At 67.9% G+C, this 17,864-nt stretch carries 15 protein-coding genes and 3 pseudogenes; 13 read left to right on the top strand and 5 right to left on the bottom strand.

From position 1 onward, the window contains the following. Window positions 1–87: 87 nt before the first annotated feature. On the top strand, window positions 88–1,143 hold the full coding sequence (locus ACFVUS_RS38515) for an NAD-dependent epimerase/dehydratase family protein (protein WP_387778676.1): 1,056 nt from the start codon (window positions 88–90) through the stop codon (window positions 1,141–1,143). 115 nt (window positions 1,144–1,258) lie between these two features. Here the strand turns inward: ACFVUS_RS38515 and ACFVUS_RS38510 are convergent, their stop codons facing one another. The 3 genes and pseudogenes from ACFVUS_RS38510 to ACFVUS_RS38500 all read right to left on the bottom strand — a co-directional run. Next, window positions 1,259–2,293 carry a sensor histidine kinase gene (locus tag ACFVUS_RS38510; RefSeq protein WP_387778673.1) on the bottom strand — a complete coding sequence of 345 codons (1,035 nt, stop codon included), beginning with the start codon at window positions 2,291–2,293 and terminating at the stop codon, window positions 1,259–1,261. After that, window positions 2,283–2,978, bottom strand: a complete 696-nt coding sequence (locus ACFVUS_RS38505) for a response regulator transcription factor (protein ID WP_387778670.1) — start codon at window positions 2,976–2,978, stop codon at window positions 2,283–2,285. The genes ACFVUS_RS38510 and ACFVUS_RS38505 overlap by 11 nt, the downstream gene beginning before the upstream one ends. Before the next feature lie 1,220 nt (window positions 2,979–4,198). Continuing rightward, window positions 4,199–4,825 (bottom strand): annotated as a pseudogene (locus ACFVUS_RS38500) (hypothetical protein); the annotation flags it as partial. Window positions 4,826–4,950: 125 nt separating this feature from the next. On the opposite strand from ACFVUS_RS38500, the gene ACFVUS_RS38495 reads away from it, so the two are divergent. The 4 genes from ACFVUS_RS38495 to ACFVUS_RS38480 are packed head-to-tail and all read left to right on the top strand — an operon-like array spanning window position 4,951 to window position 8,009. Further along, window positions 4,951–5,616, top strand: a complete 666-nt coding sequence (locus tag ACFVUS_RS38495; protein WP_364643048.1) for a glycosyltransferase family 2 protein — start codon at window positions 4,951–4,953, stop codon at window positions 5,614–5,616. Next, window positions 5,613–6,302, top strand: a complete 690-nt coding sequence (locus ACFVUS_RS38490; RefSeq protein ID WP_387778666.1) for a DUF2064 domain-containing protein — start codon at window positions 5,613–5,615, stop codon at window positions 6,300–6,302. Before ACFVUS_RS38495 ends, ACFVUS_RS38490 begins: the two co-directional genes overlap by 4 nt. A gap of 37 nt (window positions 6,303–6,339) precedes the next feature. Next, complete coding sequence (locus ACFVUS_RS38485; protein ID WP_387778663.1) at window positions 6,340–7,608, top strand: molybdopterin-dependent oxidoreductase; 1,269 nt, start codon at window positions 6,340–6,342, stop codon at window positions 7,606–7,608. After that, entirely contained in the window at window positions 7,605–8,009 is a 405-nt protein-coding gene (locus ACFVUS_RS38480) for a hypothetical protein (protein ID WP_387778660.1), read from the top strand. Before ACFVUS_RS38485 ends, ACFVUS_RS38480 begins: the two co-directional genes overlap by 4 nt. Before the next feature lie 4 nt (window positions 8,010–8,013). Here ACFVUS_RS38480 and ACFVUS_RS38475 read toward each other — a convergent pair whose 3' ends face one another. After that, the gene (locus ACFVUS_RS38475) at window positions 8,014–8,739 is read right to left on the bottom strand and encodes a DsbA family oxidoreductase (RefSeq protein ID WP_387778657.1); all 726 of its coding nucleotides are present in this window, start codon (window positions 8,737–8,739) and stop codon (window positions 8,014–8,016) included. A 179-nt stretch (window positions 8,740–8,918) separates the two neighbouring features. On the opposite strand from ACFVUS_RS38475, the gene ACFVUS_RS38470 reads away from it, so the two are divergent. The 5 genes and pseudogenes from ACFVUS_RS38470 to ACFVUS_RS38450 form a co-directional block, all read left to right on the top strand. Further along, a complete protein-coding gene (locus ACFVUS_RS38470) occupies window positions 8,919–10,103 on the top strand; it encodes an NAD(P)/FAD-dependent oxidoreductase (protein WP_387778654.1) in 1,185 nt (394 codons plus the stop codon). A gap of 104 nt (window positions 10,104–10,207) precedes the next feature. Next, complete coding sequence (locus ACFVUS_RS38465; protein WP_387778651.1) at window positions 10,208–11,110, top strand: RNA polymerase sigma-70 factor; 903 nt, start codon at window positions 10,208–10,210, stop codon at window positions 11,108–11,110. 177 nt (window positions 11,111–11,287) lie between these two features. Further along, window positions 11,288–11,611 carry a DUF3761 domain-containing protein gene (locus ACFVUS_RS38460; RefSeq protein WP_387778648.1) on the top strand — a complete coding sequence of 108 codons (324 nt, stop codon included), beginning with the start codon at window positions 11,288–11,290 and terminating at the stop codon, window positions 11,609–11,611. A gap of 194 nt (window positions 11,612–11,805) precedes the next feature. Continuing rightward, window positions 11,806–12,420 (top strand): DNA-3-methyladenine glycosylase, encoded by a 615-nt coding sequence (locus ACFVUS_RS38455; RefSeq protein WP_387778645.1) that lies wholly within the window; start codon window positions 11,806–11,808, stop codon window positions 12,418–12,420. Window positions 12,421–12,513: 93 nt separating this feature from the next. Continuing rightward, a pseudogene (locus ACFVUS_RS38450) lies at window positions 12,514–12,933 on the top strand (Clp protease N-terminal domain-containing protein); the annotation flags it as partial. 205 nt (window positions 12,934–13,138) lie between these two features. On the opposite strand, the pseudogene ACFVUS_RS38445 reads toward ACFVUS_RS38450, so the two are convergent. After that, window positions 13,139–14,467 (bottom strand): annotated as a pseudogene (locus ACFVUS_RS38445) (2-isopropylmalate synthase); the annotation flags it as partial. A 214-nt stretch (window positions 14,468–14,681) separates the two neighbouring features. On the opposite strand from ACFVUS_RS38445, the gene ACFVUS_RS38440 reads away from it, so the two are divergent. From ACFVUS_RS38440 to tyrS, 3 genes are all read left to right on the top strand, one after another. Next, window positions 14,682–15,350, top strand: a complete 669-nt coding sequence (locus ACFVUS_RS38440; RefSeq protein ID WP_387778642.1) for a FadR/GntR family transcriptional regulator — start codon at window positions 14,682–14,684, stop codon at window positions 15,348–15,350. Window positions 15,351–15,424: 74 nt separating this feature from the next. Continuing rightward, window positions 15,425–15,910, top strand: a complete 486-nt coding sequence (locus ACFVUS_RS38435) for a DoxX family protein (RefSeq protein ID WP_387778639.1) — start codon at window positions 15,425–15,427, stop codon at window positions 15,908–15,910. A 224-nt stretch (window positions 15,911–16,134) separates the two neighbouring features. Next, the gene (gene tyrS / locus ACFVUS_RS38430; protein WP_387778636.1) at window positions 16,135–17,424 is read left to right on the top strand and encodes a tyrosine--tRNA ligase; all 1,290 of its coding nucleotides are present in this window, start codon (window positions 16,135–16,137) and stop codon (window positions 17,422–17,424) included. Window positions 17,425–17,864 lie beyond the last annotated feature (440 nt).

Raw genomic sequence — 17,864 nt, 5'->3', positions numbered from 1 at the left:
GCGCGGGCGCGCCCGTTGCCCGCTCGGCGACCACAATCGACGCCATGACCTGGAATCTCAGCAACCGCTCGAGCGGCGAGGCTTGACATGCGGGTATTGCTCACCGGCGCGGCCGGATTCATCGGATCCCACATTCGTAGCGCGCTGGCCGCCGCGGGGCATGAGGTGATCGCGGTCGATCTCATGCTGCCCGCCGCGCACGGGTTCGACGCCGCCCCACCGCCCGGGGTCTCGGTGCTGGATGTGCGGGATCCGGAGGCGCTCGACGACCGGTTGCGCGGTATCGACGCCGTCTGTCATCAGGCGGCGGTCGTGGGCGCGGGTGTCAGCGCGCAGGACGCGCCCGCGTACGCCGCGCACAATGACCTCGGTACCGCCGTGCTGCTCGCGGCCATGGATCGCGCGCACTGCCGGCACCTGGTGCTGGCGTCCTCCATGGTGGTTTACGGCGAAGGCCGATACCGGGATATGCCAGGCGATTTCATCCCCGGCACGCGCGACCGCGCCGACCTCGACCGCGGCGTCTTCGACCACCGCTCACCGTCCGGTGCCGCGCTGGACTGGATCCCGATCGACGAATCCGCCGCCCTGCACCCGCGCAGCCTGTACGCCGCGAGCAAAGTGGCACAGGAGCATTACGCGCTGGCCTGGGCCACCGCGACCGCCTCGACCGTGACGGCGCTGCGCTACCACAACGTCTATGGCGACGATATGCCCAGGGACACACCGTATTCCGGCGTAGCGGCCATCTTCCGCTCCAGCCTGGAAGCGGGCGAATCCCCGCGCGTCTTCGAAGACGGCCGCCAGGCAAGGGATTTCGTCCACGTCCGCGATATCGCCGCCGCCAACGTCGCGGCCCTCGAACAACCCCTCACGCCCTTCACCCCACTCAATATCGCCTCCGGCCACCCCATCACCATCGGCGAAGTGGCATCCATCCTCGCCACCGCCAGCGGCGGCAAACCCCCGGTGGTCACGGGCGACTACCGCTCCGGCGATGTCCGCCACATCGTCGCCAGCCCCGAAAAAGCCAGGCGCGAACTGGGATTCGCTGCGGCCATCACCCCGGCTGACGGTCTGGCGGACTTCGCCCACGCCCCACTCCGAGCCGCGGCAGGCACCGGCGCACCCACCTGGCGCTGATTCCCGTCATCTGTGCGTGCGGCTCGCGGGGCGGGTGCGGCCTTTCCCCGTTACCGTGCCCGGGAGCCCTACTTCGTCATCCCGGCGTGCTTTTGGCCGGGATCCACGCACTCGGTCAGGATGCCCCGACACCGGTCAATAGCGGCAGGCGCACCTGGAATCGTGCGCCGTGCTCGCGGTTTTCGGCGGTGATATCGCCGTGGTGCGCCTCCACCAGTCCTGCCGCGATGGCCAATCCCATCCCGCTGCTGCTGCCGAGTTCGTCGGCGGCCGGGGTGCGGGCCGAGGTGCCGCGGTAGGCGACCTCGAAGATGCGGGGCAGGTCGGTGGGGGCGATACCCGGGCCGGTGTCTTCGACTCGCGCCCAGGCATATCCGTCATCGATACCGGTGGAGATATCGATCCGCCCGCCCGGCGGGGTGTGCGCGATGGCATTGGCGACCAGATTGGTGAGCACCCGGCTGAGCGCGTGATCGCTGCCCGCCACCAGAATTCGATGCTGCGGCTGGCGCGCGGTCAGTGTCACCCCGGCGCGCTGCGCGGTCGGCTGATTGGCGGCGAGCACCTCGTCGATGAGTTCGCGCAGATCCACCGGTTCCAGGCTCAGCCGCAGCGCCCCGGAATTGATCTTCGACATCTCGAACAGGTCGTCCACCATGGTGGAGAGCCGATTCGTCTCGCGCACAATCTGATTCGCGTACCGCTCCACATCCGCGGTCTCGGCGACCACACCGTCGGCCAGCGCCTCGCCCATGGCGCGGATACCGGCCAGCGGCGTGCGCAGATCATGACTCACCCACGCCACCAACTCCCGCCGCGAACGTTCGGCCGCGCGTTCCTGCTCCAGCATTTCCCGCTCCCACACCATGGTTCGCGCCTGCGCGCGCCCGAGCAGCACCGCCGCGGGCACCGTTACCGCGGTGACCACCGCCAACACCACCGCGAGCCGCTCGAATTCATCACCGAACATCAGACCGCTCACCGCCACCACGCCGCTGAGCGTGGCGAGCGTCGGAATCAGCACCAGCACGGCCATACTCGTGGTCATGGACCGGTTGCGCAGATAGCGCAGCAGTAGCGCGCCCAGTAGTACCACCGGCAGCGAGGCCGCCAGCGCGTAGCCGATCAGTCCGGGCATATCAGTCGGCACGAGCGGCCTCCTCGGCATCGACGCGGCCCCAGGCGTATCCGCGGCCCCAAACGGTGTCGATGCGATGCGCCGCACCGAGTTTCGCGCGCAATCGCTTGATATGCACCGTCACCGTGGATTGATCACCGAATGTCCACCCCCACACCTGTGCGAGCAGTTCGTCCCGGCTGAACACCCGCTGCTGATTCGACAGCAGGAACACCAGCAGATCGAACTCGCGTGCGGTCAACTCCACCGGTGTTCCGTCCACCGTCACCACCCGCGCCGCGCGCCGCACCTCCACACTCCCGCTGCGCAAGATCTGATCCCCGGCCACCGCCGGATTCGCGCGCCGCAATACCGAGGCCACCCGCAACGCCAGCTCGCGCGGACTGAACGGCTTGGTCACGTAATCGTCTGCCCCCGCCTGCAATCCGATCACCCGGTCATCCTCGTCCCCGAGCGCGGTGAGCAGGATGATCGGCATCGCTGGCCGCGACCCCGACCGCACCGCCCGGGTCAGATCGATCCCATCCGGCGGCGGCATCATCACATCCAGCACGGCCAGATCGATATCCTCGCGCGCCAGCACCGCCGCGGTAGCCGGACCATCGGCCGTCTCGATCACCTCGAGCCCATCGCGCTCCAGATACCGCCGCACCACCTCGCGCACCACCGGATCGTCATCGGCCACCAAAATCCGCATCTGCCTCACCAATTCGTCAGAATGAAATGAACGAGCACCAGCGCCCCCGTCGCCTGCACCCCCAGCCACACCCGCCCCCACCGCCCCGGCAACAACCCCGCCCCCGCGATCACCCACACCGTGAACGGCAACCAAATCCGCTCCGTCTCAGCCTTACTCAACCCACTCAGATCCGCGAGCAACAGCGCGGCCAACCCCGCCGCGGCAAGCAGTGCGGCTGGATCGACGATGGCGCGCCAGTCCCGCACGCGTACCCGCACGGCGCTGAGCAGTGCGGAGGACCCTGCCGCCGACCCGTCGAGATTTATCCGCCCATCACCGTGTGTGGCATGCCGATCGACTTCGGCGGCGGTGGCATTCGCCGTGACGGCCGGTCGAGTGCGCACCGCCGGGGAATGCGTCGTGTCCGAGCCGGAATCCAAGGTCTGGGTGCGGGAACCGAGCTCGGACGGTTGTGAACCCGTCGTGGACAACTCGACCATGCCTTCCCCGTCCGGGACGCCCGCCTCGCGGTCGAATGCGTTGCCCGCGTTCGGGTGTGCGTGCGGTGCTACCGCAGTCGGAGCGAGTTGTGCCGCCGAATCGGTGGCGGACGCGGGCCCCGGCAGATTCGGTGTTATGCCGCGCGCGACCCGAGCCAGGGCCGCTACCGGTGCGAGGCCGAGGGCGCATACCGTGCCGCCGAGGTTCGCCCACACCCAATAAGAGAATGGTCGCTCGCTCGCGATGCCCTGGTAATACCGTTGCACCACAAGGTGATAGCCGTCCAGCCACCAGAATCCGGCGGCCTTGAACGCGGCCACGACCAGCAGTACGCCGATGAGCGCGGGGATAGCCGGGCGGAATGTGCGTGCCGCGAGCACGAAGGCGGCGGGTACGGCCATCAAGATGAGGCCGTAGCTCAGGAATATGCCGAATCCGAACAGCAGTCCGGAGGCCAGCCCCACGGCCACCCAATGTCGCTGCCCCCGGGTGGCAATTGCGAGCAATGCCACCGCCCACGCCGTCACCCCGGCGAACAGCGCGTCGGCGGACACCGCGATCCAGATCGCGGCGGGTGCGAGCGCCAGGAATGGCAGTGCGGCGCGAGCGCGCTGCTCGGCGATATCGGTGAATTCGGGCGCGGCACCGGAACTTCCGGCGAATCGACTGAACCACCGCGGCTGATCGCCGGTAGCCGCGCCGTGGCGGGCCACACCCGCGCCGTGGTCGAGGTCCGCCGATCCGAGGGCGCGGATGGCGATCGGAATCGCCACCACCGCACTGGTTCCCACGAGCAGGCACAGCGTTGCCGCCCAGGCTCCGCCGCCGAGGCCGATGCGGTCGAGCAGGACGAAAGTCAGGAGTGCGCCGGGTGGGTGGCCCGAGACGTGGGTGGTCCAGGAGTTGGGCTGGAAGTCGAGAATGCGGCCGGAGAAGCCGCGCAGCATGGCGGCGATATCGTGCACGCCGCCGACCTCGTGCAGGTATTCGTCGCGGGTGGTGAGGCGGCCCGCGAAACCGCGCTGCCAGCCGTCGACCATGGCCAGCGCGAAAGTCCAGGCGATCGCCGTCAGCCAGGTCAATGCCAGGGCGCGCCGCCAGGGCAGGCGCCGCGCGAGGGTCGGGCCGTAGCTGATCACGAGCGCCGCGACGCCGATGGCGGGCGCGGTGCCCCAGCCGATATGCGGCAGCCAATTGCCGAAGATCGGCGCGGCCCCGGCATACAGTCGCCCGCGCGCCTGTTCGCTGAGGATTCGCGGATACAGGAAAGCCGCTGCCACGAGCGCCGCTCCGGCTGTCGCGCAGTACACATCGGCGCGACGCGCGCGGCGTCGCGGGGGAGTCTGGACGGGGGATTTCCGCACGGGTTCCACCCTAGGCCGCCCGACCCGCCGATCCACCGCGAAATGAGCGTCGGTCCAGGTCTCGTCATACTTTCGTCACCGGTTTCCAGCGGTGACAACGCCTGCGCCGGCCCTACGGTCATGGGGTGACCGAATCCGAGGTTGAACACGGCGTCACCGTCGTGATCCCATGCAAGGACGAAGCGGGCGCACTGCCCGGCGTACTCTCGGCAATCCCGCGCGACTACCGGGTGATCGTGGTGGACAACGGATCCACCGATGCCACCGCCGCCGTCGCCAGACTCGCGGGCGCACAGGTCGTCGCCGAACCAGAACCCGGCTACGGCAGCGCCGTCCAAGCGGGCGTGCACGCCGCCCGCACCGCGGTGGTGGCCGTCCTGGACGGCGACGGCTCCATGGATCCACGCGAATTGCCCGGCCTGGTAGCCGAACTCGGCCCCGAGGTCGACATGGTGGTGGGTCGCCGCCGCGCCCATCGCGCGGGAGCCTGGCCCTGGCACGCCCGGCTGGGCAATCAACTCGTCGCCGCCCGCCTGCGCCACCGCTACGGCCTGGCAGTCCACGATGTGGCGGCGATGCGCGTGGTGCACCGCACCCGGCTGCTCGACCTCGGCCCACTGCATCCGCGTTCGGGCTACCCACTCGAATTGCTGGTCGCCGCGGCACATTCCGGCTGGCGACTGGTCGAACGCGATATCACCTACCGGCCGCGCACCCACGGCCGATCCAAGGTTTCCGGCTCGCTGCGCGGCACCCTGCGCGCAGCCAAAGACTTCTGGAGTGTCCGATGAGGTCGTCCACCGTCCCCGCCACCCTGCTCGTGATCGCGAAGGCCCCCATCGCGGGCTTCGCCAAAACCCGCCTGACACCGCCCTTCTCACCTCGCGATGCCGCCCGTCTGGCCGCCGCCGCCCTGCTGGACACCCTGGCGGCGGTGCGCGCCTGCGGCGCTCGGCATCGCATGGTCGCCTGGACCGGAAACCTCGACGACGCACAGGAATCCGCCGCACTGTCCCTCGCGCTGCGCGACTTCACCGTAATCCCGCAGCGCGGCAACACCTTCGGTGAACGCCTCGCCAACGCGCACGCCGACGCCGCCCAATTCGGCGTCCCAGTCCTGCAAATCGGCATGGACACCCCGCAGGCCGGTCCCGAACTCCTCACCCGCTCGATCATGCATCTGACCGCCAGCGGTGACGCCGTCCTCGGCCTGGCCGCCGACGGTGGCTGGTGGGCACTGGGATTGACCGATCCCCGCCCGGCTCGCCTGCTGACCGAGGTCCCCATGTCCACCGCCCGCACCGGCGAACTCACGCGGGAGGCCGTGCGCGGCTGCGGCTACCGCGTCCACCGCCTCCCGGTCCTGACCGACGTCGACACCTACGCCGACGCCGTCACCGTCGCGGCGCACTCCACCGGCCAATTCGCCACGACCTTCGATCGGCTCGGCGCGGCAGCGACCCCCGCCCTGCTGTGACAGCCCACCGCCTCGAGTCGAAAGTGCATGCGGCCCAATGAATACGACACCGCCACAGTCGCGGGATGATCGAGCCGACACCGATGCGGCCGGACCGGAGACACCGGCGGCCGCACCGGTATCGGCGGCGAACCCGGCGGCAGCCGAGCAGTCGGGGTTGCTGCTGCCCGCCCCGCTCGCCCAGCGGATTTCGGCGGCGCGCGGCCCGGCGGTGGCGGCCCGGGTCGGAATCGCATTGGGCCTCAGCATCACCATCTGCTTCGTGACGGGTCTGATCAGCCATTGGATTCAGCATCCGCCGACGTGGTTCTACTGGCCCGCGAATCCGGTGTGGCTGTATCGGGTCACCCAGGGCGCGCATGTGATCTCGGGTGTGATCGCGATTCCGTTGCTGCTGGTCAAGCTGTGGTCGGTGTATCCGCGCCTGTTCAGCCGCCCGCTGATCGGCAATCCGCTGCGCATGCTGGAGCGCGGATCCATTGCGCTGCTGGTGGGTTCGGTGATCTTCCAGCTGGTGACCGGACTGTTCAATACGGCGCAGTTCTATCCGTGGAAGTTCTTCTTCACCACGACGCATTACGCCATGGCCTATGTGGCGCTGGGCGCGCTGGCCATCCATCTCGCGGTGAAGCTGCCGGTAATCCGAACGGCTTTGAGCCGACCGATCGTTGAGGCGGAACAACTTGCGGTGCATGAGGATTCGACATCCTCCGGCATCTCTCGCCGAGCTGTGCTGAGTGCCGCCGGAATCGGCGCGGTCGTGGCGGGTCTGGCGGTGGCGGGGCAGACCGTCCCGTTCCTGCGCTGGGTGGCGGTGCTTTCGCCACGCGGTGGTGAAGGCCCACAGGGCGTTCCGGTCAATCGCACCGCCGCCGACGCCGGAGTGGGGGAGAAGGCACGGAATCCCGCCTACCGGCTCATGGTCCGGACGGCAGGTGGCGCACGCGAATTCAGTCGCGCCGAGCTGGCGGCGCTACCGCAAACCGATGCGGCCCTGCCGATTGCCTGCGTCGAAGGCTGGAGCGCCGCCGCGCACTGGTCCGGCGTGCGCCTGCGCGATCTGCTCGCCGCGGTCGGCGAATTCCACGGCGGCGATGTGCGTTTCGAATCCCTCGAACCCGGCGGCCTCTACCGCACCTCGGTGCTGCCGCACCGCCACGCCGTCGACGACGCCACCCTGGTGGCGCTGCGACTCAATGGCGAAGACCTCACCGTGGACCACGGCTACCCCTGCCGTCTCATCGCCCCGAATCGTCCCGGAGTCCTGCAAACCAAATGGCTTTCGACCATCGAGGTGCTCTCGTGAGAATCATTCGCGTGCTGCTCGTCGCGCTCGGGCTGTGGCTCGGCTGGTACGGCATCAGCCTGCTGCTGGAAATGAATCCCGCGGATCTGCGCTCGATCGCGCTGTGGTTCGCCGGGGGAATTCTGCTGCACGACGGCGTATTCGCGCCGATTGCCGCCGTCCTCGGCGTCACGGCCCGTCGCCTGCTCCCGCCCGCCTGGTGGGGTCCGGTCGCCTGCGGCGCGGTCTGCACCGTCACGCTGCTGCTCATCGCCGTCCCGGTGATCGATCGCGCGGGCGCACTCGCGAGCAACCCCACCATCTTGAACCGCGACTACCTCGCGGGACTACTCATCGCACTGGCGGTGGTGTGGACCCTGGTCGCGATCGCACTGCGCCGCGTCCACACCGCTGCCGGCTGATCCGTCAATTCCGTTCCGGCACAGCGCAACCGTCCGGCCCGCACGCCTCGGCGTCCGCGGCCCCGGCCAGCGTCACCAGCTGCGGTGCGTGATCGCTCCACGCCTGCTCCAGCGCCTGCGCGAATACCTCCGGCGGCTGTGCGCCCGATACCCCGTACTTGCGATCGATGACGAAGAACGGCACACCCCGCGCGCCGAGCGCGGCCGCCTCGGCCTCATCGGCCCGCACCGCGTCGGCGTAGGCATCGGAGTCGAGCACCTCGCGTACGGCCGCTTCGTCGAAGCCCGCCCCGACCGCGACCTGAACCAGCCGCTCGGCATCGCCGAACAGCGGCGCGTCCACCGCGAAATTGGCCGCGTACAGCGCGTCCAGCAATGCCTCCTGACGACCCTCCGCGAGCGCGAAGTGCAGCAGTCGATGCATATCGAAGCTATTGCCGAAGTCACGTCCCGAGGTCAGATACGTCAGTCCGGCCGCCTCGGCCTGCGCGCCGATACCGCGCTCGTTCGCGGCCGCCTGCGCCTCGCTGATGCCGTACTTCTCGGCGATATGCGGCACCACCGCATCACTGTGATCGCGCGGCAGCGTCGGATCCAGCTCGAAGGATTTGTGCACCACCGATACGGCGTCGCGGTGCGGGAAAGCCTCCAGAGCCTCCTCGAACCGCCGCTTGCCCAGATAGCAGAACGGGCAGTTGATATCGGTCCAGATCTCGACCTGTACGGCCATCACACCTCACTCGATAGCGGAAATTCGCAGGCCGGAGACCCGGCCATCGAAATAACCAACCGGTAATAACCGCCGAAGATTCCACGGTGACGCAGGTCACTCGACGGTGCTGTCACGTTCCCGGGCCCCGATCTGTCCCATAGCCGACCACACGGGAACACACCTTTCGGAGCGAAGCGATGAACACCACCGGCACCCACGAGATCGTCGTCCTCGGCGCGGGCTACACCGGCCTGCTGGCCGCACTGCAACTGTCCACCCGCACCCGCAAACTGGACACGCACATCACCCTGGTGAACCCGTCGGGCCGCTTCACCGAACGGCTGCGCATGCATCAGATCGCGGCGGGTCAGGAGCTCGGTGATCACCGTATCGCCGATCTGGTCGCCGGCACGGGCATCGACTTCCGGCAGGCCGCGGCCACCGCCATCGATCCGGACGCGCGCATCGTGACCCTCGGCGACGGGCATGCCCCGCTGCGCTACGACACCCTCGTCTACGCGCTCGGCAGCGCCACCGACACCGGGCAGGTGCCCGGCGCGAACGACCACGCCTGGACCCTGAACGATCCGCGCCTGGCCCGGCGCTTCTCGATCCGCCTGAATGAGATTGCCGCACAGGGTGGTTCGGTCACCGTCTGCGGCGGCGGGCTCACCGGCATCGAAGCCGCCGCCGAGATCGCCGAAGCCCACCCGGAACTCACCGTCACCCTGATCAGCAATGCCGAACCGGGCGCGATGATGGGCGATAGGGCCCGCGCCCACCTGAACCGCGCCCTGGACCGCTTCGGTATCGAGCGGATCGTCGGCGCGAAGGTCACCAAGGTGCTGCCCGATGCCGTGCGCCTGGACACCGGTGAACTCATCCACTCGGATATGACCCTGTGGACCACCGGGGTTCGGGTCTCCCCGCTCGCCGCGACGGCCGGAATCGACACCGACGCAAAGGGTCTCATTCGCACCGACGCCACCCTGCGCTCGATCTCGCACCCGGATATCCACGCCATCGGCGATGCCGCCGCCATCGACCAGGCGTGGGGACCGGTCCACGGCACCTGCCAGAGCGGTCTGCCCACCGCCGCCTACACCGCGCGAACCATCGCGAAACTGTTGCGCGGCAAGACCGTCAAGCCGTTCCGCTTCGGCTATTTCCATCAGCCGGTGAGCCTGGGGCGCAAGGACGCCGTCATCCAGTTCACCAATGCCGATGACACCCCGAAGCGCTGGTACCTGAAGGGCAAGGCCGCCGTTACGTACAAGGAGCAGGTCAGCGGCAGCCCCCTGACCTCGTACGCGGTGAGCAAGCGCGTCCCGATGCCGGTGCAGCTGTCCAAGGGCGGCCGCGCCACCCGCAGCCGGGCATGACGCCGGAATCGGCGGCCGGGGATGACGCGAATCCCCGGCCCGCCGTTGCCATCGGACCGTAGGACCGGGTAGAGATGTTTCCCATGCCGGATAGATACACCCCTGTGTCGCATCGCGAGGACGTCGACCCGTTCGTCGAACATCGCAGGCTGCTCTTCGGCACGGCGTATCAGATGCTCGGCTCGGTCGCCGACGCCGAGGACGTCCTACAGGACGCCTGGCTCAAATGGCATGCCACCGAACGTAATTCGGTGCAGCACCCCAAGTCCTACCTGGTGCGCGCCATCACCAATCTCTGCCTGAACCGCCTCACCTCCGCCCGGGCCACCCGCGAAACCTATATCGGCCCTTGGCTGCCCGAACCCCTGCTGACCACCACCGATGCCGCACAGGAGACCGAGATGGCCGACACCGTGTCGACCGCCATGCTGGTCGTCCTGGAAACCCTCACCCCCGTCGAGCGGGCGGTATTCGTGCTGCGTGAGGTCTTCGGCTACTCGCATGCCGAAATCGCCGGTTTCCTGGACCGCCCCGAGGCCACCGTGCGGCAGATCTCGCATCGCGCGCGTTCGCATGTGCAGTCGCGCCGGCCGCGATTCGACGCCGATGACACCGCGCGCCGCGAGATCACCGAGAAGTTCATGGCCGCCTGCCACGGCGGCGATGTCAATGCGCTGATGGAATTGCTCGCGCCCGAGGTGACGCTCTGGAACGACGGCGGCGGCAAGGTCACCGCCGCACGGCGTCCGCTGTACGGTCCGGATCATGTGGCGCGCTGGATGCTCGGTGTCATGGCCAAACCGGTCAGCGCGGGCATTTATCTCGAACCCGCTGTCATCAATGGCGAACTCGGGATCCTGGGCAAGATCGGCGAGTATGCCGTCGGCGCGCTGACATTCGATCTGGTCGGCGGGCGCATCGAGAATCTGCGCTTTCAGCTCAATCCCGACAAACTCTCGGGACTGCGGCCGGCCGCGGGTGAATCCTTCCGTCCCGCAACGGATTAGCTACCGCCGCTCACGACCGACAGAATTCGCCACCTATCGCGGAAAACACTGTCATCCCGTGCCAACCTGAGATCGGCCATCGAGTAGAGCAACCGGCCCGCGTTACGCTAACGCGGCTCAATCCGGGGGGATGCACGTTCCCTCCGGTCGAAAACCGCACTGCTAGAAGGATTCCGAATGATTTCTGGGGGAACCCGATCGGCCCTGATCAGCCGATCCGCTTCATTGGCGAAGCGCTCCACCCTGCCCGCCCTGTTCGCCGTCATGATGGGCGCGGCCGCTTTCACCTCCGCTCCGGCCACCGCCGCACCCGTACTGATGGAGGCGGCCTGCCCGTCCAGCCAGTACGAGAACGCCGCGGGCAATTGCGTCCAGCGCCCGCAGCAGTCGGACACCGCGCCCGACGGCGCCACCGCCCGCTGCGGCGACGGCACCTACAGCTTCAGCCAGACCCGCCGCGGCACCTGCTCGCACCACGGCGGCGTCTCCCAGTGGCTGTGACCGATTGACCGATCGCCGTCCCGAATCCCTACCGGGACGGCGCACCGGAACACCTCCGCCCGAGTCCGGGTGACGTGTTCACCGGGGTGGGACGGTACCGCCCGCTGGGTTCCGCCGCGGTACTACGGTGCCCTCCGGGTCATTCCGCCGTCCCGAGTCCCGGCCCGGATCCCATTCCGGAACAATGGCGTGTCGTGGATGCCGAAGAACTGGCCGTCGAACCGCTGCTCGCCGCCCGGCGACTGCTCGGCGCGACGCTGTGGTCCGGGCCGGTCGGTATGCGAATCGTCGAGGTCGAGGCATACGGGGGAGATCCGGCCGGACCCTGGCACGATCCCGCCGCGCATTCGGGCCGCGGCCGCACCCCGCGCAATGCCGTCATGTTCGGCCCGCCGGGCGTGCTGTACGTCTACTTCAGTTACGGCATGCACACCTGCGTGAACGTCACCACCGGCCCCGACGGCATCGCCAGCGCCGTACTGATTCGCGCGGGCGAGATCATCGCCGGTCATGACGAGGCGCGTGCCCGCCGTCCCGCCGCGCGCACCGATGCCGCGCTCGCCAAAGGCCCGGGCAATGTCGGCAGCGCCCTCGGAATCTCCCTGGGCGACTACGGTATTCACCTCTTCGACCCGAAATCGCCGATCCGCCTGGAACTCGGACCCGAAATCACCGACCCCGCCCTGATTTCCGCCGGTCCCCGCGTCGGGGTGAGCCTGGCCGCCGATCGGCCCTGGCGACTGTGGCTCACCGACTCACCGGCGGTATCGGCCTACCGTCGCAGCCCGCGCGCCCCGCACCCCGCTTGACACCCGAAACCGAAGTACACCAGCGGATTCGGCGAGAACCACCCGGGCCCGGGCTACCGTGGAAAGCACAGTGCTCAGCAAGGGGGTCCATCCATGTTCGACCGCTTCTCCCCGCAAGCCCGCCGAATCGTCATCCTGGCCCAGGAAGAGGCCCTGGGATTCGATCACAATTACATCGGCACCGAACACCTGTTACTCGGCCTGCTCCGCGATGACGACGGGGTGGCGGCGCGCATCCTCGCCGACCTCGGCATCAGCCTGGACGCGGTGCGCGACCGGGTGGGGGAGTTGATCGGCCGGGGCACGGCGGCCGCATCGGGCCACATCCCCTTCACGCCCAGGGCGCGCCGGGTCCTGGAAATCTCCTTCTACGAATCGAAAGATCTGGGGCAGAACGAGATTCGCCCCGAACATCTGCTGCTCGGCCTGGTCGTGGAGGGCGAGGGCGTGGCCGCGCAGGTGCTGCGCGCCATGGACGCGCACGCCGACCGGGTGCGTGCCGCGGTGCTCGAATCGCACGGCATCACCGACGCGGCCCCGCTCGTGCCGGAAGCCCCGCAAGTCCCGAAAGCCGTCGGCGAGCCCGAACCCGCCAACGGCTCCGACGATATGGAACAGCGAGTCGCGGCCCTCGAACGCCGCGTCACCGAGCTGGAGCAGCGGCTCGGCGGCGGTCGAGAGGACGCGGGCGCCTGACTCACGCCACGGCTTCGGCCCCGTAGCGCTCGACGAACAACTCCCGCAGCGTCAGCGCCGACACCTCGGTCCCGGTGCGATCCAGATACTCCTGCACATACCGCGCGAACTCGATCTGGGTGCGCCGCGACATCTCGATCCCGTACTCCTGCTCCAGCAGATATGCGATACCGCCCTTGCCGGACTGTGAATTCACCCGGATCACCGCATCGTAGGAACGGCCCACATCGGCCGGATCGATCGGCAGATACGGTACCCGCCAAGGGATTTCACGTTCCGGCTGCCCCAACTGCTCCGCCCGCGACCGATGTTCGGCGAAGCCCTTGCGGATCGCGTCCTGATGCGTCCCGGAGAACGCGGTGTACACCAGATCCCCGGCATAGGGATGCCGGTCGTGGATCGGCAGCCGCGTGCAGTACTCCACCGTCTCGCGCACCCGATCGATATCGGAGAAGTCGATCATCGGATTCACCCCCTGGGAGTGCAGATTCAGCGCCAGCACCGCCAGATCCACATTGCCGGTGCGCTCGCCATTGCCGAAGACGCAGCCCTCCACCCGCTGCGCCCCGGCCAGCACCGCCAACTCCGCACAGGCGATACCGGTGCCGCGGTCATTGTGCGGATGCACCGACAGGATGACACTGTCCCGCCGCGCCAGGTTCCGGTGCACGTACTCGATCTGATCGGCGTACACGTTCGGCGTCGCCACCTCCACCGTCGCCGGCAGATTCAGCACCACCGGCCGCTGCGGCGTCGCATCCCACAGCGTGGTGATCCGATCGCAGATATCGAGCACGAAATCCGGTTCGGTCAGCATGAACACCTCGGGGGAGAACTGGAACCGCACATTCGGCAGATCGCCCGCCAGTTCCAGAATGTCGCGCCCGCCCGCCATGATCAGGTCCGCGACCTGCTCCCGCGACGCCCCCAGCACCACATCGCGCCAGGTCGGAGCGGTCGCGATATACATATGAATCACAACGTCATTGGTGATCCCGCGCACCGATTCGATCGTCCGCTCGATCAAATCCCTTCGGGCGGGTGTGAATACGACGATCGACACATCCTCGGGGGCGAGCCCTTCGCTGCCGATCAGCCGGACGAAATCGAAGTCGGCCTGCGAGGCGCTGGGATACCCGACCTCGATCTCCTTGTAGCCCATGGCCACGAGCATTTCGAAGAACCGGCGCTTGCGCTCCGGGTCCATCGGCTCATGCAGGGCCTGATTGCCGTCCCGCAGATCCACCGGCACCCACAGCGGGGCCTGCGTGATCCGGTTCGAGGGCCATTGCCGCTCGGTCAGGGGTACTGAAACCCGTTGGTACACATCGCTGTACCGATGTGACGGCATGGCGGAGGGCTGCTGACGATTCCAATTGCTGGCAGTGAACACGGTTGCTGTCTTTCGCTTCGGAAGGCAGACCGGCGCAGCACTGCAACCCGCGGACGGGGTGCCGGTCGATCAGACCCCGTCGCGGCGGAGAAGCAGAAGCAGCACACCCTGAAGCATGTGGCCTAGACTAGAGGGAAACAACTCCTCAGACAAGTAGAGAGGCAAAACGGATATGTCCCAGGTCCAGAGGCACCCACTCGCCGCACAAGCCGCAGAGGTACTACTCGAACGGCTGCGCGCGGGGGAATGGGAACTGGGCCACCGGCTACCCGGCGAAACCACCCTGGCCGCTCAGCTCGGCGTCGGCCGCTCCACGCTGCGCGAAGCCATCCGGGAACTCGCGGGCCGGGGCGTCCTCGAAAGCCGCCAGGGTGCGGGCGTTTTCGTCACCTCCCTGGATGTGGCCGAGGACTGGGACACCGTGCTGCGCCGGGCGGATATCGCCGCCGTCATCGAGGCCCGCATCGCCATCGAAGCCGAAGCCGCCGCCTTGGCCGCCGCCCGGCGCACCCCCGCGGATCTGCGAAACATCCTGCGCGCCCTCACCGCCCGCGCCGAGGCCGACGCTTCGATCGAAGCCCTGGTCGACGCGGACACCGCCTTCCACCGCACCGTCGTGGTCGCCGCGCACAACGACATCCTGCTGGAGATGTTCAACGCCTTCGTCCCGCGCCTGCGCCGCTCGATGATCGACATGCTGCGCATCCGGCCCATCGCCGATCCGCCCGCGGACCACCGCGCGCACGAAGACCTCTATGTCGCCATCCGCGCCCGCAAGCCCGAGGCCGCCGCCACCGCCAGCCGTGTCCACCTCACCGCGCTCCAGGCCGCACTCGCCTGACCAGGCAAAAGATCAATCTCGAAAATTCTTTTCGCGGCACCGATGAGTTTCCGCGGGGGGTCCCGTCCTAACCCATGACCGAGTTCAGCCCCGAACTCGCAACCCCCAGAAGGAAACTCATCATGACCGCCATCGCCGCATCCGCCCAGACCACCGCCACCTCCGCCCCGGCCACCCCCGGCAAGATCCGCAACCGCGTGCTGTGGACCCTGCAGATCCTGTTCGGCCTCTTCTTCATCATCGCCTCGGGCCTGCCCAAGCTGGTCGGCCAGCACGACGCCGTCGTGGCCTTCCAGAACATCGGCTGGGGCGAATGGTTCCGCTACTTCACCGGCGTCGTCGAGGTCTCCGGCGGTATCGGCCTGCTGGTGCCGCGCCTGTCCGGACCGGCCGCCGCGGGCCTGTCCATCACCACCGTGCTGGCCGCGCTGACCCAGGCCTTCCTGCTCGACGCCCCGGCCCTGGCGCCCTTCCCGCTGGTGCTGGCCGTCATGTTCGCCTGGATCGCCTACGAGCGCCGCGCCTCCTTCGCCACCTTCACAGACCTGGTCAAGCACTGACCTGATGAATATTGCTTCGACGCAAGATCCGCCTTCGAGCACACTCGGGGGCGGATCGGTCGCGTGCGGATGAGGGCGGGTCACCGCGCTCATCCGCTGCCGATGTCTCCGGGCGGGGCTGCCCGCGAGACAGGTACGAAGCGATGAGGCTCCGGCCCCCGTGACGCGGCGTCGCGGGGGCCGGAGCCGACCTACTGGTCAGCGGGCATTCCAGGTGCGGAAAGATGGGACACGTGAGCGGCGACATCATTGATGAACTGACCTGGCGCGGTTTGATCGCGCAGTCCACCGATCTGGACGCATTGCGTGCGGAGCTGGCGAAGGGCCCGATCACCCTCTATGCGGGATTCGATCCCACCGCCGCCAGCCTGCACGCCGGACACCTCGTTCCGCTGTTGGCGCTCAAGCGTTTTCAGCGCGCGGGCAATCGCCCCGTTGTCCTCGCCGGCGGTGCCACCGGCCTCATCGGCGACCCGCGTGACGTGGGCGAACGCTCGATGAATTCCACCGACACCGTGGCCGAGTGGGCCGGGCGCATCCGCTCCCAGCTGGAGCGTTTCGTCGATATCGACGACTCCCCGACGGGTGCGATCATCGCGAACAACATGGATTGGACCGGCCCGCTGAGCACGGTCTCCTTCCTGCGCGATATCGGCAAGCACTTCTCGGTGAACGTCATGCTGGCCCGCGACACCGTCAAGCGACGGCTGGAGAGCGACGGCATGTCCTACACCGAGTTCTCCTACATGCTGTTGCAGGCCAACGACTACCTCCAGCTGCGCCGCAACCACGAATGCCGGTTGCAGGTCGGTGGTTCGGATCAGTGGGGCAACATCATCGCGGGCGTCGAGCTGAACCGCCGCGTCGACGGTGAACACGTACACGCCCTGACCGTTCCGCTGGTGACCGCGGCCGACGGCAAGAAGTTCGGCAAGTCCACCGGCGGCGGCAGCCTCTGGCTCGATCCGGAGATGACCAGCCCCTACGCCTGGTACCAGTACTTCGTGAACACGGCCGATGCCGATGTGGTCCGCTACCTGCGCTGGTTCACCTTCCTGTCCCGCGAGGAACTGGACGAACTGGAGACCGCGACCACCGAGCGCCCGCACGCCCGCGAGGCGCAGCGCCGCCTCGCCGCCGAGATGACCACGCTCGTGCACGGTGAGGAGAACACCCGCTCGGTGCAGCTGGCGAGTCAGGCGCTGTTCGGCCGCGGCGAACTCCGCGACCTGAACGAGTCGACCCTGGCCGCCGCGCTGACCGAGGCCGCGGTCGAGGGCAAGGTCCCCGAGGCCACCGGTGAATCGACGATTGTCGACCTGCTGGTGTCCAGCGGACTTTCCGAGAGTCGCGCCGCGGCTCGCCGCGCTGTCAATGAGGGTGGCGCATCGGTGAACAACGAACGGGTCTCCGATCTGGAGTGGACGCCCTCGGACTCGGACTACCTGCACGGCAGCTGGCTGGTGCTGCGCCGCGGCAAGAAGAACTTCGCGGGCGTTCGCCGAGCCGAATGATCATGTTTTCCATGACCTGGGTCACAAAAACGTGGCCCGGGCTGGGAAACGCCCCGGAGCGCACCCTCGTGAACTGCGACGACGCGCCCGTGACCAGGCGATTTGACTCTCCGTTTTCCGCCACGTAACTTATTCCAGGTCAGAGCGACACGGACACCGACCGGGTGCCAAACGCCCAGCTCAGAAGCTGGAAACGCGGAACCGGACAACGAGGTCGTACGAGGAGCGCCTGGCAGCCTGCGAACCGAACCAAAACCCCGAGTTTGACTCTGTGGGATGCGGCCGGTAGGCTGGAAAAGTTGCCTCTTCTGAGGGTCGCTAAAGCGGCCGGATGATTTGTGCGCCTGTTCTTTGAGAACTCAATAGTGTGTCGATGAATGTCAGTGCCAATATTTTATTGGTTCCGGCCTTCCACACCCCCGTGTGGGTGGGTCGGACAT

It is taken from the genome of Nocardia sp. NPDC058058 (assembly GCF_042885355.1).
In the GTDB taxonomy this organism is placed as follows: Bacteria; Actinomycetota; Actinomycetes; order Mycobacteriales; family Mycobacteriaceae; genus Nocardia.
This window is presented reverse-complemented; position numbering and strand designations above follow the sequence as displayed.